12 protein-coding genes are annotated in these 14,042 nt (G+C 65.7%); 7 read left to right on the top strand and 5 right to left on the bottom strand.

Annotated elements, in window-relative coordinates:
- The 3 genes from I5M_RS10755 to I5M_RS10745 form a co-directional block, all read right to left on the bottom strand.
- Positions 1-353 (bottom strand): aromatic-ring-hydroxylating dioxygenase subunit beta (locus tag I5M_RS10755; protein WP_031336046.1); only part of this gene is annotated, 353 nt, incomplete at its 3' end.
- A gap of 14 nt (positions 354-367) precedes the next feature.
- Complete coding sequence (locus tag I5M_RS10750) at positions 368-1,639, bottom strand: aromatic ring-hydroxylating dioxygenase subunit alpha (RefSeq protein WP_022721411.1); 1,272 nt, start codon at positions 1,637-1,639, stop codon at positions 368-370.
- A gap of 44 nt (positions 1,640-1,683) precedes the next feature.
- Positions 1,684-2,847 (bottom strand): acyl-CoA dehydrogenase family protein, encoded by a 1,164-nt coding sequence (locus I5M_RS10745; protein ID WP_022721410.1) that lies wholly within the window; start codon positions 2,845-2,847, stop codon positions 1,684-1,686.
- Between the two features lie 320 nt (positions 2,848-3,167).
- Here I5M_RS10745 and I5M_RS10740 point away from each other — a divergent pair, with 320 nt between their 5' ends.
- The 7 genes from I5M_RS10740 (at position 3,168) to I5M_RS10710 (ending at position 10,739) form a co-directional block, all read left to right on the top strand.
- Positions 3,168-3,710, top strand: coding sequence for a MarR family winged helix-turn-helix transcriptional regulator (locus I5M_RS10740; protein ID WP_148287855.1), 543 nt, complete (start codon positions 3,168-3,170; stop codon positions 3,708-3,710).
- Positions 3,711-4,020: 310 nt separating this feature from the next.
- Positions 4,021-5,166: an ABC transporter substrate-binding protein gene (locus tag I5M_RS10735; protein ID WP_022721408.1), complete on the top strand. Its 1,146-nt coding sequence runs from the start codon at positions 4,021-4,023 to the stop codon at positions 5,164-5,166.
- 117 nt (positions 5,167-5,283) lie between these two features.
- Positions 5,284-7,038, top strand: a complete 1,755-nt coding sequence (locus I5M_RS33620; protein WP_244431969.1) for an ABC transporter permease — start codon at positions 5,284-5,286, stop codon at positions 7,036-7,038.
- A 72-nt stretch (positions 7,039-7,110) separates the two neighbouring features.
- Entirely contained in the window at positions 7,111-8,148 is a 1,038-nt protein-coding gene (locus tag I5M_RS33615) for an ABC transporter ATP-binding protein (RefSeq protein ID WP_244431968.1), read from the top strand.
- On the top strand, positions 8,145-8,909 hold the full coding sequence (locus tag I5M_RS10720) for an ABC transporter ATP-binding protein (RefSeq protein ID WP_022721407.1): 765 nt from the start codon (positions 8,145-8,147) through the stop codon (positions 8,907-8,909). Before I5M_RS33615 ends, I5M_RS10720 begins: the two co-directional genes overlap by 4 nt.
- A 31-nt stretch (positions 8,910-8,940) precedes the next feature.
- Positions 8,941-9,693 carry a class II aldolase/adducin family protein gene (locus I5M_RS10715; protein WP_022721406.1) on the top strand — a complete coding sequence of 251 codons (753 nt, stop codon included), beginning with the start codon at positions 8,941-8,943 and terminating at the stop codon, positions 9,691-9,693.
- 65 nt (positions 9,694-9,758) lie between these two features.
- Positions 9,759-10,739, top strand: a complete 981-nt coding sequence (locus tag I5M_RS10710) for a ketopantoate reductase family protein (protein WP_022721405.1) — start codon at positions 9,759-9,761, stop codon at positions 10,737-10,739.
- Positions 10,740-10,742: 3 nt separating this feature from the next.
- On the opposite strand, the gene I5M_RS10705 is transcribed toward I5M_RS10710, so the two are convergent.
- The gene (locus I5M_RS10705) at positions 10,743-12,986 is read right to left on the bottom strand and encodes a xanthine dehydrogenase family protein molybdopterin-binding subunit (RefSeq protein ID WP_244431970.1); all 2,244 of its coding nucleotides are present in this window, start codon (positions 12,984-12,986) and stop codon (positions 10,743-10,745) included.
- Between the two features lie 86 nt (positions 12,987-13,072).
- On the bottom strand, positions 13,073-14,042 hold a 970-nt coding region (locus tag I5M_RS10700; RefSeq protein WP_022721403.1), incomplete at its 5' end, for a xanthine dehydrogenase family protein subunit M.

The following is a 14,042-nucleotide window of genomic DNA, read 5'->3' as shown; positions in this document are numbered from 1 at the left end:
CCGCGGCGGAATTCGGTGATGATCTGGGCGCAGCGCAGCTCGCACGAGGTCGCGTCCGACTTCAGCAGGCGGAAGCGCGACTGCGACCGCACGGTGCGGGCGACCGGCGACGCCGACACCGACTGGCCGCTGAGCAGCCGGTCGACGCGCTTTTTGCGCATCTCGTGATTGTCGTAAGCGTAGTTGACCGCGTTGGCGAAGTCGGTGGTGCCGGGCTCGATGGGCACGATGTAGCGGGCGTCGTCGGTCCACAGCGACAGCCACTCGTCGTAGATGGCGTGGTCGAGCAGGTCGGCCTCGTACCAGGTGAATTCCATGGCTTCGGCGAGGGTGATGTTCAAGGAGCTGGTCATCGCGATGTTCATGGTCAGGCCGTCATCATCCGCTTCCATTGATCATAGGCGGCGCGCATGCCGGTCTCGGCACTGACGTCGCTGCGGTGCCGGCCATCGGGCAGGCGCTCTTCCTTGGCAAGGCCGCGGTTGAGCATGATCCAGATATCGTTGCCGCCCTGTGCGCCGTGCTGGACGCGGTCCCACACTTCGGCGTCGTCCGGGCTACCGAAGCCCATCGGCCCCTGGAAGAATTCATGCAGGCGGATACGTGCGCGATTGGCCGCGGCCGGGCCGCCGTCCATGCCGATAGCGATGTGGCGGATTTCGGTCTCGTTCACCGACACCGGCTGCAGCACGCGAAAGAACGCCATCGAGCAGGCGAGATTCGGGAACAGGTTGATGTTGAAACCCGAGCCACCGACGGCGCGGACGATGCGGCGGACTTCCGTGTCGGAATAGCCCTCGGCCACGAGCTCCTTGGTAAGGTCGGCGAATTTCTCCGGGATCGGCGCCTCGAGATTGTCGTCGAGGTCGATCAGTTCGGGAATCATCACCATCACGCTGTGGCCGTTGCCGAGATCCTCGACGAAGCCGCCATTGTTGAGCATGTCGAGCTGCTGCTCGGTCTCCTTGTCGACCGCGGTGAGGAACGACTTGTGCACCAGCGGAAAGTGATAGGCGTCGGTGGTGTTCTCGAGCTGGATCTTCCAGTTGCCGGGGAAGCGGAATTTATGCTCGCCCAGCGTCTTCACCGGATAGCCGCCGCCCTGCTTCATGAACAGGTCGATCCATTTCCTGGCCGGGCCGAGAAAGTCGGCCAGCGGCTCGATGTCGTCGCGGAAGGTGGCGAAGATCAGCCCGTTGTACTCTTCGACCCGCAACGACTTCAGAGACAGCTTGCTGCGGTCGAGCTGGGATTCGTCGTAGCCGTTTTCGTAAGGCACGCCGCGCAGCTTGCCGTCGAGCGAATAGCCCCAGCCATGATACGGGCAGACGAAGCTCGAGGTCTTGCCCTTGCGCACTTCGCACACCGTGGCGGCGCGGTGCCGGCAGCGGTTGAGGTGAACATGCACGACGCCCTTGCGGTCGCGCACCACGACGACCGGGTCGAGCCCGACCTGCGCCAGCTTGAAGTCGCCGTTGTTCGGGATCTCGCTGACATGCGCGACCCAGACCCAGGTGTTGTGGAAGATCTTGGTCATCTCGGCTTCGAAGATCGCCGGATCGGTGTAGAGCGGAGTCCGCGCGCGGTCGCTGCGGATCAAATTGTCCGGCTCGGAGGCGAGTTGCGTCAGGCTGTTCATGCGGTTCGTCCTTGTCGCGAGATATCTGATGAAAAGCGCGTCGCTTATGGGAAGCCGGGCACAGACGGCAGGCCGAGTAGCACGCGGCCGGCGCTCTGCATGGTGCCTTCGTTGAGGAAGGCGTGCTGCGCCACCACGAAGCTGTCGGTCAGCGCGCGGGCCAGCGGATGGCCCTGATAGATCGACGTCGTGCCGGTGAGTTCGGTCGCCATCCGCGTCACGTCGGCGCCGGTCTTGGCGGCGTGGCTGGCGGCGAGACGCAGCACGGTCGTGGTCTCGACCGACGGCTTGTCGCCCTTGCGCACGATGTCCCAGACTTCTTCGGTGGCGTCATAGAAGAACGCCCGCGCCGCGCGCAGGCTGGCTTCGGCTTTGGCAACCGCGACCTGCACATAGCCGCGGTCTGCGAGCTTGGGCGCGCCAGTAATAGAGACGCGGCCCCCAGCCATTTCGATGAGTTCATTGAGCGCACCACGTGCAACGCCGAGACCGACGACGGCGAGCACCTGCGCGGCGAGGCCGAGCGACGGGTAGCGATAGATGTCGGCATCGACCGAGGCACCGCCGCCGCGGATCAGCGTCCACTCTTCCGGCACGATGACATCCCTGACCACGAGATCGTGGCTGCCGGTGCCTTCGAGGCCGATCACATCCCAGTTCTTGCGGATCTCGACCTTTTCGGCTGGCATCACCGCGACGCGCGGCAGCCCGCCGGACTGATCACCTTCCACCGAAATGCCGACGCCGATCAGCGAAGCACCCATGCAGCCGCTGCCGAACTTCCAGGTGCCGTTGACGACGAAGCCGTCGGCGACGCGCTTCGCCGGCTGCAGCGGGAACAGCCCGCCGGCGAACACGACATCCGGACCGTTCGCGTAGAGCTTGCGCAGCGTCGGTTCCGGCAGGGCAGCGAGATAGGTCGCCGCCGCGCCGAAGCTGGCGACCCAGCCGGCCGACCCGTCGGCTTCGGAAATCTGTTCGATCATCCGGCAGAACTCGGCCGGGCTCTTCTCGTCGCCGCCGAACATCCGCGCCACCATGGCACGATAGATACCCGCGCGGCGCAGCCGCTCGATGATGTCCTGGGAGACGTGCTGCTGGCCGATGAACTCGCCGCGACGGGCGCGGATATCGGCAACCAGAGCGGCGAAATCCTCGCGCGGGGCGGACGCAGTCTTCAAACTGATCACGTGAGCGACATCGGTCATTCGGGTTTCTCTCTTCGCGCTGGCTCACCAACCACGACGATGATGAGACCACGAAATACTCGAACTTTCTAGTGAACAATCGAGTTTCAGCCGCCTCAATTTCGTGCGCGATGCTGCACCAAGCTTGTTCAATCTGCGAAACGGACAGGCAGAGGCCGCTGCGCAAGGCCACATCGCCCGCCCGCAGATTCAAGCGTAGCGGCAAGAGCTGATCAGTTAACGACCGAATTTCCGCAGCCAGCTCCGATCCAAATATTGTCGATTTCCACGATTGCATATTGTCATCGGCGACAAACTCGGGAAGTGTCGGAGCAGCCTGGGTGCACAGCACCATCACCAACTTGTTATCTGGCCCGAAATCGACCGATCAGTTCAGGACTCCTGAAATGCAGAGCACGACCGACCGAACCAAGCCGAGGATACGGGCCGAGGATAGCCGCTACCTGAACAACCGCTCGCCGTTCTTCCAGAACGTGCGGATGCTGGCCCGCTATTCGGCGCGGATGAACGCGATCCTCAAGCCGGCCGGCCTCGACGTTCCGAAGTGGCGGGTGCTGATGCTGCTGGCCGAGGAACGGCCGATCACCATCTCGCAAATCGCCGACGAGGCCGTCGTCAACATCTCCACAATGGCCAAGATTATCAACAGGATGGTCGACGAAGGCCTGGTCACGACGCAGACATCGAGCAGCGACGCGCGCTCGAGCGAAGTGTTCATCACGACAGCCGGAAGACAGGTGCTGGAAGCCGTGCGCGAGAAGGTGAACTATCTCTTCAAGGAGGCACTACGCGGCCTCACGCGCAGTGAAATCCAATTGCTCAACACGTTGTCAGTGAAGATTTACGACAACCTGTCGCCGTGAGTCGGCGACTTCTTCGTCCAGCGAAATCGCGCGATTCGCGCCGACATCAAGCGCCTTCCTATGCCGATATCATCACTCCCGCAGCGCGGCGATGACTGCGAAAGCGGCATCCGGTTGCATTAATTCGTGCAGCGCGCCGCTATAAGTTGCTTGATTGTTCGCTGGAATATTTCACTAATTAGAACCGTTCAGGCAGGCTGCGGTTCCACCCCTTCGGCGCCGTGGGCCGAGCCAGTGTCGAGGTCCTGACGGACCGCGGCGGCCGCCCGGCCGCTACGCTCCGAAGCGACGTGTCAAAAGAGGATCGTCAATGCGAAAGATGAAACTGCTCGTCGCCGCGGCTGCGCTGGCGATCTCCGCCTCGGCCGCTTCGGCCCAGGTGAAGGTCGGCGTGATCGCCTCCTCGACCGGCCCGATCTCGGTGGTCGGCCTCCAGCAGAAGAACACGGTGGCGCTGCTGCCGAAGAAGATCGGCAAGTACACGGTCGACTACATCTATATCGACGACAATTCCGACCCGACCCAGGCCACCAAGAACGTCCAGAAATTCCTGATCGAGGACAAGGTCGACGCCATCATCGGCCCCTCCGGCTCGCCGAATGCCGTCGCCGTGCTCCCGTTCATCGCCGACGCCAAGACCGTGATGCTGGCGCCGGTCGGCACCACCGCGGTGGTGCTGCCGATGGACGACAAGAAGAAGTGGGTGTTCAAGACCACGCAGAACGACAACCTCGTCATGGACGCGCTGGTCGCGAACATGAAGACTAAGGGTGTCAAGACCGTCGCCTTCATCGGCACCAACGATCCGCTCGGGGCCAATTTCGGCAAGGCGTTCAAGGCCGCGATCGAACCGGCCGGCATCAAGCTTGTGGCCGAAGAGACCTTCAACCGCGCCGATACGTCTGTCGCCGGCCAGAGCCTGAAGATCATGTCGGCGTCGCCCGACGCGGTGCTGGTCGGCGCCGCCGGTGCTACCACCGTGCTGCCGGAAGTGACGCTGGTCGATCAGGGCTACAAGGGCACGATCTATCAGACTCACGGCGCGGCGACGCCGGAGTTCCTCAAGCTCGGCGGCAAGAAGGTCGAGGGCACCATCCTGGCCGCTTCGCCGATGCTGGTGCAGTCGCAGATCGGCGATGACGTGCCGTCGAAGGCTTCGGGTCAGGCCTACATCGACGCCTACACCAAGATGTACGGCGTCGCGCCCGGCACCTTCGGCGCCAACGTCTGGGACGCCGGCCTGCTGCTGGAGCGCACCATTCCGATCGCCGGCGAGAAGGCTGCGCCCGGCACGCCGGAATTCCGCGCGGCGCTGCGCGATGCGCTGGAGAACGTCAAGAATCTGACCGGCGCGCAGGGTGTCTACAACATGACCCCGGCCGACCACTCCGGCTTCGACAAGCGCAGCATCGTCACCATCACGGTGAAAGACGGCAACTGGCTGCTGCTCAAGTAACCATCGTCACGTCGCGGAGCGCCGATCCGGCCTCCGCGGCGGCTTTGACCTGATCGGCACGGCGCTGCTTCGCGCCTTGTGTGAAAGCCGGGCCGTCGGCGCCGGCGGAGGACGATCGTGAATCTCGTTATCGCGCTGTTTCTCGCCCAGGATGGCATCGCCAATGGCGTGGTGTATGCCCTGCTCGCGGTCGCGATCGTTCTGCTGTTTTCCGTCACCCGCATCACCTTCGTGCCGCAAGGCGAATTCGTCTCGTTCGGCGCGCTGACCTTCGTCACCATGCAGGACGGCCAGCGCCCCGGCACGCTGCCGCTGCTCGGCCTGCTGATCATCCTGCACCTGATCGCCGACCTTGTCGGCGGCTGGCGAAGCCAGCGCGTCGGCTCGCTGATCAAATCCAGCCTGCGCAGCGTCGCCGGCGCCGCGATCGTGCTGGCGCTGGCCTATGCGGCCACCTCGTTCCAGACGCCGTTGCTGGTGAAAGCCGTCGTCGCCATCGCGGTGATTTCCGCCGCCGGGCCGCTGCTGTATCGCCTCGTCTATCAACCGCTCGCCGACGCTTCGGTGCTGGTGCTGCTGATCGTCTCGGTGGCGCTGCACTTCGTCATGACCGGTGTCGCGCTGTACATCTTCGGCCCGAGCGGCCAGCGCTCGGCGCCATTGATCGATATCACCTGGCCCGTGATGGGCGTCCCGGTTCACGGCCAGACGCTGCTGATCATCGGCGTCACCGTCCTGGTGATCGGCTTGCTGTACTTCGCCTCGCAGCACACGCTGTACGGCAAGGCGATGCAGGCGGTGGCGCTGAACCGCACCGGCGCGCGGCTGATGGGCATCTCGACCGCGCTCGCCGGCCGCACCTCGTTCCTGCTCGCCGCCTTCATCGGCGCGCTGTCCGGCGTGCTGATCTCGCCGACCACGACGATCCTGTACGACACCGGCTTTCTGCTCGGCCTCAAGGGCTTCGTCGGTGCCATCCTGGGTGGCTTGGCGAGCTATCCGCTGTCGGCACTCGGCGCCGTGCTGATCGGCCTGCTCGAGAGCTATTCGTCGTTCTTCGCCTCGACCTACAAGGAAGTCATCGTCTTCAGCTTGGTGATCCCGATCCTGCTGATCCAGACGCTGCGCCAGCATCGTATCAAGGAAGACGACGACCATGGTGGCGAAGCGCTGCCGGCCCAGCTTGATCTGTCGCCGGAGGCGCTGCAGCGGCGCCGTCAGATCAAGACCGGGCTCAGCATCGCCTTCGTGCTGGCGGTCGCCGCCGCGCCGCTGGCATTCTCCGAATACACCATCGCCCTCCTCAACTACGTCGGCCTCGCCGCCATCGTCGCGCTCGGCCTGGTGCTGCTGACCGGTGTCGCCGGCCTCACCTCCTTCGCGCAAGCCGCCTATGTGGGCATCGGCGCCTATATCACCGGCTACTTTTCCTCCGTGTACGGCATCTCGCCGTGGCTGACGCTGCCGCTGGCGCTCGCCGTCGCCTTCGTGCTGGCGCTGCTCGGCTCGCTGATCACGGTGCGGTTGTCCGGGCATTATCTGCCGCTGGCGACGCTGTCGCTGGCGATCGTCGCCTACTATCTGTTCGCCGGGCTGGAGGCGACCGGCGGCCAGGCCGGCATGAGCGGCATTCCGGCGCTGTCGATCGCGGGCATTCCGATCCAGAGCCCCAAGGAGTTCTACGTCGGCATCTGGGGCGCGCTGCTGCTGTTGCAGCTCGGCATGAGCAATCTGCTCGACTCGCGGCCCGGCCGCGCCATCCGCGCGGTGAAGTCCGGGACGATCATGGCCGAAAGCCTCGGCGTCAACACCTGGACGATGAAGATCGCCGCCTTCGTCATCGCCTGCCTGCGGCGGCGCTGGCCTGTCTAATTCTACGCGCACTTCCAGCGCTTCCTCAATCCGTCGCCGTTCTCGTTCAATCAGGGCATCGAGTATCTGTTCATGGCGGTGATCGGCGGCGCCGGCGCGATCGGCGGCGCGCTGGTCGGCTCCGGCATCGTGGTGCTGGCCAATCAATGGCTGCAGAGCAATCTTCCGGCGCTGCTCGGCATGCAGGGCGATTTCGAGATCATCATTTTCGGCATCGCCGCGATGGCGATGCTGCAGCTGCTGCCGCGCGGGATCTGGCCGGCGCTGGTCGATCTCGCCGGCATGCGCATTCCGAAATCCTGGCATTTCGCCAAGGACGCCGCCGCGCCGCCGGTGCGCGAAAAGCCGCAGCCGGGTGAAACAATTCTGTCGGTGCGCAGCGTCAGCAAGAAATTCGGCGCCATCGCCGCCAATCGCGACATCAGCCTCGACGCGAAGGCCGGCGAAATCCTGGCGCTGATTGGCCCCAACGGCGCCGGCAAAAGCACGCTGTTCGACCTGATCTCGGGCGTGCAGCGGCCGTCGAGTGGCACCGTGCATTTCCGCGGCCAGGAGAGCAGCTACTTTCCGCGCACGCTGTCGCAAGCCGGCATGGGCCGGACCTTCCAGCACGTCCGCATCATTCCGGAAATGACGGTGGTGGAGAACACCGCCATCGGCGCCCACGCGCGGGCACACACGTCGTTCATCGCCGCCGCGCTGCGGCTCGACCGCCGTAACGAGGCGATGCTGATCGGCGAGGCGCTGCGCCAACTCGATCGCGTTGGGCTGCAAGCCCTCGCCACGCAGACCGCCGGCAGCCTCGCGCTCGGCCAGCAGCGCGTGCTCGAAATCGCCCGGGCACTCAGCTCCGATCCCTGCCTGCTGCTGCTCGACGAACCGGCCGCAGGCCTGCGTCACCTCGAGAAGCAGGCGCTCTCCAAGCTGCTGAAGCAGCTCAAGGCCGAGGGCATGGCCGTGGTCATCGTCGAGCACGACATGGATTTCGTCATGAACCTCGCCGATCGCATCGTCGTCATGCAGTTCGGCGAGAAGCTCGCCGAAGGCACGCCGTGCGAGATCCAGCGCAATCCCGCGGTGATCGAAGCCTATCTCGGAGGCGCCGAATGACTACGAGCGACGGCGACATTCTTCTGCAGGCCGACGGCATCGACATCGGCTACGGCCGCGTCACCGTAATCCACGGCGCCAGCCTGAGCGTGAAGCGCGGCCAGATCATCGCCATCATCGGCCCCAACGGCGCCGGCAAGACCACGCTGCTCAGCGGGCTGATGGGCCTTTTGCCGGTCAAGGGCCGGCTCAGCTACTTCGGCGAGACGATGAGCGAACAGCCCAGCGTCGAGCAACTGGTCGGCCGCGGCGTCACGCTGATCCCCGAGACGCGCGAATTGTTCGGGCCGATGAGCGTCGAGGACAATCTGCGGCTCGGCGGTTTCTCGCGCTATCAGCAGGGCCACCGCGATCTCCAGGCCGGACTCGAAGAGGTTTACACGCTGATGCCGCGGCTACGCGAGCGCAAGACCCAGGCGGCCAAGACGCTGTCGGGCGGCGAACGTCAGATGCTGGCGATGGGCCGGGCGCTGATGTCCAAGCCGAAGCTGCTCCTGCTCGACGAGCCGAGCCTCGGCCTCGCGCCGCTGATCACGCGCGACATCCTGCGAACGGTGGCACGGCTGCGCGACCTCGGCATGTCGTGCCTTCTGGTGGAGCAGAACGCCAAGGCGGCGCTGCGCATCGCCGACTACGCCTATGTGATGGAATCCGGCGCCTTCGTGCTGCAAGGTCCCGCGGCCGAAGTGGCAGCCAATCCCGACATCATCGCCAGCTATCTCGGCGTCCGCTCCGCCGCGGCCGCCGAGCACCACGCCTGATCCGCTGCTATCAGCTAAGGGAGCCCCGCTCATGAACGTGCATGCCCCTATCGAACATCAGACCGAAGCCCAGCTCCGCACCGAGCTGGCGCAGTGCTACCGCCTGATCGACTTCTTCGGCTGGACCGAGATGATCTTCAATCACGTCTCGGTCCGCCTGCCCGGCAACGAGCGGCGCTACCTCGTCAATCCGTTCGGCCTGAACTACAACGAGGTGACACCCGACAATCTGCTCACCGTCGATGTATCCGGCGAACTGATCGGCACCTCGCCCTACAAGCCGAACCCGGCCGGCTTCGCACTGCACGGCGCGATTCACTCGGCGCGCGAGGATCTGCACTGCGTGCTGCATGCCCACACCACGCCGATGTCGGCGGTGGCGCAGAAGGCCGGCGGCCTCAGCCACGACAGCTTCTACGGCGCCCAGCTCACCGGCCGCGTCGGCTATCACACCTTCGAAGGCATCACGCTGTACGACGACGAGCGCGAGCGCATGCTCGCGAGCCTCGGCAAGGGCGACGTGCTGATCCTGCGCAATCACGGTGTCGCCGTCGGCGCGCCGGACATTCCACGCGCCTTCATGCTGCTGTGGACGGTGCAGCGCGCTTGCGAAATTCAGTGCGCGGCGGGTGGCATTCCCGGCCCCGATACACCGCTGCCCGATCATGTGCGCCAGCAGTGCGTCGACAGCTCCAAGGACCTGATTGCCGAAAGCGCCTTCGCGCGGCTGTTCTTCGACGCCGCGGTGCGGCGGATGATCAAGGCACAGGGGCCGGCGTTCTGAGCGCGATGAGCGACAGTGCGCCAGGCGCGGGCGCTGCCGGGGCATCGGCGGCGCCCGCCTCTCGCTTGAGATTATGCGTCGTCGGTGCCGGCGCGATCGGCACGGCGCTCGCCGGCCGACTGCATGCCGCCGGCCACGGTGTGGCCGTGCTGGCACGCGGCGCACGGCGCGCTTTCATCGCAGCGCACGGCCTGTCGCTGACCGACAGCGCGCTCGACCTGTCGTTCCGCCCCGATCTCGCCGATAGCGGCGACCTGTCCGACTACGATCTGGTGATCGTGGCGGTGAAGACCGGCGCGCTGCCGTCGCTGCTTCCGCAGCTCGCCGCGGCGATGCGGCCCGACGCACTGCTGATGCCCGCCATAAATGGCCTGCCATGGTGGTACTTCCTCGGAGACACCGGACCCTTTGCTAATCGTCCGCTCGAAGCGGTGGATCCCGGCGGCGCAATGCTGCAGCTGTTCGTGCCGGAGCGGCTGATCGGCTGCGTGGTCTATAGCCGCGTCACCATGCTGGCCAGCGGCCATGTGATCGTCAGCGGGCGCCAGGAGCTGCAGCTCGGCGTCGTCGGCGGCGAGCCTCCGCTGCATGGCATCGCGGCGCACTTCGCCGCCGCCGGCATTGCGGCGACGATCGAGCCGGACATTCGCCGCGCGGTGTGGCGCAAGCTGATCCGCAACGCCGCCACCAACGTGGTGTCGGCGCTGACCGGCGCCACGCTCGAACAACTCGGCCATGATGAAGAGGCGATACGTCTCGTCACAGAAATTGCTTTGGAAGTCGGTGGTCTCGCGGCGCGACTGCGCCGTTCGATCGATCCCGAGCTCGAGCAACTGATCGACGTGCTCAAATCCGCAGGCCCGTTCGCGACCTCGATGTTGCAGGACGTGCGCCAGGGCCGCGAGCCGGAACTCGGCGCCATCGCCGAAGCTCCGCTCGAACTCGCCGCCCTGGTCGGCCATCCCATGCCGACGCTGCGCGCGGCGGCAGCGCTGCTGCGCCTGCGCATCCGGGTCGGTGGACCCGAACGCGCAAGCTTTTCTTGAGGCTTACATCAGCTTGTCGAGCGTGATCGGCAGATCGCGCACGCGCTTGCCGGTGGCGTTGAACACCGCATTGGCGATCGCGGCGCCGACGCCGGTGATTCCGATCTCGCCGATGCCTCGCGCCCCCATCGGCGCGTGTGGATCGGGGATGTCGGTCCAGATCACGTCGATCCTCGGCACGTCCATGTGCACCGGCACATGATACTCGGCGAGGCTCGGGTTCATGATCCGGCCGCTCCGCTCGTCGAACTGCGTCTCCTCCATCAGCGCCAGGCCGAGGCCCATGATGATGCCGCCGCGGAACTGGCTGGCCGCCGTCTTCGGATTGAGGATGCGACCGCAATCATAGGACGCGAGGATGCGCCGGACCCGCGGCTCACCGGTGACGACGTTGATACCGACCTCGCAGAACACGGCGCCGAACGAATGCATCGACCAATGCATCGTCTCCAGCGGCGGCGGAGCGCTGCCCTCGGCCACGACTTCATCGCGGCCGGCACGGGCGAGGATCGAGACGTAACTCTCGTGCCGTGACGGATCGTCGAGCTTGGCGAGACCACCGTCGAACGCACCGACTTCGTCGGGCGCCAAACCGGCGATCGGCGAGTCGTTGCCGGCAAGCTTGAGCAACTCGGTGACCAGCACCTGCTGGGCGGCGATCACCGATGCGCCGATCGACGCCGTCTGCTGCGAGCCGCCGGCCAAGACGACGCCGGGGAATTTCGAATCGGCGTAGTCGAAGCTGATCTGATCGCGGCCGAGGCCGAGACGCTCGGCAACGACCTGGGTGTGGGCCGTCGCCGTGCCCATGCCCATTTCGTGCGCGGCGATCTCGACGCGGGCGCGGCCGTCCTTGGTCAGCGTGATCCGCGCCGCACCGCCGGGCATGCGGTGATACGGGTAGGTCGCGGTGGCGCAGCCCATGCCGACCAGCCACTCGCCGTCACGCATTTTGCCGGCGGTCGGATTGCGCTTCGACCAGCCGAACTGCTCGGCACCGGCGCGCCAGGCTTCGATGATGTGGCGCGACGAGAACGGTGTGCCTTTCAGCGGATCCTGCTCGGGCTGGTTGAGGATGCGCAACTCGACCGGATCGATGCCGAGCGCCACCGCCGTCTCGTCGATCGCCGATTCCAACGCGAAGGTGCCGACCGACTCGCCCGGCGCCCGCATGAAAGTGTTGGCCAGCATGTCGAGATAAGCGACTTCGACGTCGAGCTTGATGTTCGGCGAGCCGTAGCTCGACATCGTCGGCAGGATGAACGGCTCGGGGAACGCGTTCTGCCGCGCGACCGCCGCGGCGCCGCTGTGGATCAGCGACACGAAACGGCCGTCGGGCTCGGCGCCGATCGCGAAGCGCTGTTCGGTGAGCGTGCGACCACCGATCAGGCGGTACACGCCCTCGCGCGACAGCGCGATCCGCACCGGCCGGCCGGCGAGCTTGGCCGCCGCGGCGCCGAGCACCTGATGCTGCCACAGACATTTGCCGCCGAATCCGCCGCCGACGAACGGCGAGGTGACGTGGACCTGCTCTTCGCTGATGCCGAAGATGTGCCCCAGCGACCAGGCGGTGTGCGACACTGCCTGCGAGGCGTCGTGGACGATCAGCTCGTCACCGACCCACGCCACCGTGGCGGCGTGCGGCTCGATGGCGTTGTGGTTGTGCCGCGGCGTGGTGTAGCGATGATCGACCCTCACGGCGGCGCTCGCGAACGCCGCATCCGGGTCGCCCTTCACGACCTTGAGCGGCTGGCCCATGAACATCCCCGGCTCGATCCCAGCGGCCTTGGCGGTGGCAAAGCTGGTGACCGCGGCTTCGCTCTCATAGGTCGCCCGGATCAGCGACTGGGCGTAGTCGGCCTGCTCCTGCGTTTCGGCCAACACCACCGCGATCGGCTGACCGTTCCAGTGGATACGATCGTCCTGCATGATAGGCAGATTATCGCCGCCGCCGGCCTTTTCGGCGGTCATGAACAGCGGCATCGACTGCATGCGTGGTGCATTGAGGTGAGTCATCACCAGCACCACGCCGGGGGCGGCTTCGGCGGCCTTGGTATCAAGCGCGGTGATACGTCCCTTGGCGATCGTGCTGAACGCCACCGAAGCGTAGACCATGCCTTCGTGCACAAACTCGGCCGCGAAGGTGGCGCGGCCCCGCACTTTCAGCGGGCCGTCGATCCGCGAGATCGAAGCACCGATCGAGCCGTGCTTGTGCCGGATCAACGGATCCGGCTTACCACCCGGCATCAGCGCATCGGGCGCCAGCGCGACTACTTTCTCGATAGCGTCCTGAACGGCGCCGCGCACCGCCTGCTTGGCTTGTTCTACAATCGTCATTGAGCGCCTCCCGAGAGTTCGCCGAGCACGGCCGCGATGGTGCGCTTCGCCAGCTCGATTTTGAAAGCATTGTCGCGTAGCGGCTTGGCCTCAGTGAGTTCCGCCTCCGCCGCCGCCGCGAATGTCTCTTGCGTGGCCGGCTTGCCGCGCAGCGCGGCTTCGGCCTTGTGAGCCCGCCATGGCTTGTGGGCGACGCCGCCGAGCGCCAGCCGCACGTCCGTGATAGTGCCACCCTCGATATCGAGCGCAGCACCGACCGATACCAGCGCGAACGCATAGCTGGCTCGGTCACGGACCTTGCGATAGGTCGAGCGTGCCGCCATCGGCAGAGCCGGCAATTCGATCGCGGTGATCAGTTCGCCGGGCTTCAGCTCCGTCTCGACGTCCGGACGATCGCCCGGCAGGCGATGCAGTTCGGTGAGCGGCAGCGTGCGAGAGCCGCAGGCGCTTTGCAGATGCACGACCGCATCGAGCGCAGCCAGTGCCACGCACATGTCGGATGGATGCGTGGCGATGCAGGCCGACGACGCGCCGAGGATCGCGTGATTGCGGTTGAAGCCCTCGATCGCATCGCAGCCCTGGCCGGGCGAGCGCTTGTTACAATGCACACCGTCCTCGTCGTAGAAGTAGATACAGCGGGTGCGCTGCAGGATGTTGCCACCGACCGTCGCCATGTTGCGGATCTGCGCCGAGGCACCGGATACGATGGCGCGGGACAGCATCGGATAGCGCATCCGCACGGCGCGATGCTCGGCCAACGCGGTGTTACGCACCGCGGCGCCGATCAGCAGTGAGTCGTCGGCGCGCTCCTCGATGTGCGACGACAATCCAGTGACGTCCATCAGCGCCGCCGGGCGCTCGATGGACTCGCGCATCAGGTCGACCAGATTAGTGCCACCGCCGAGAAACTTGACGCCCTCCGTGGTGCCGCTGCGTAGCGCCTCGGCGACGTCGCCGGCGCGTGAA

The organism is Rhodopseudomonas sp. B29, from assembly GCF_000333455.1.
In the GTDB taxonomy this organism is placed as follows: domain Bacteria; phylum Pseudomonadota; class Alphaproteobacteria; order Rhizobiales; family Xanthobacteraceae; genus Rhodopseudomonas.
Note: the sequence above shows the minus strand (reverse complement) of the source record. Positions and strands in the feature narration are given on the sequence as shown.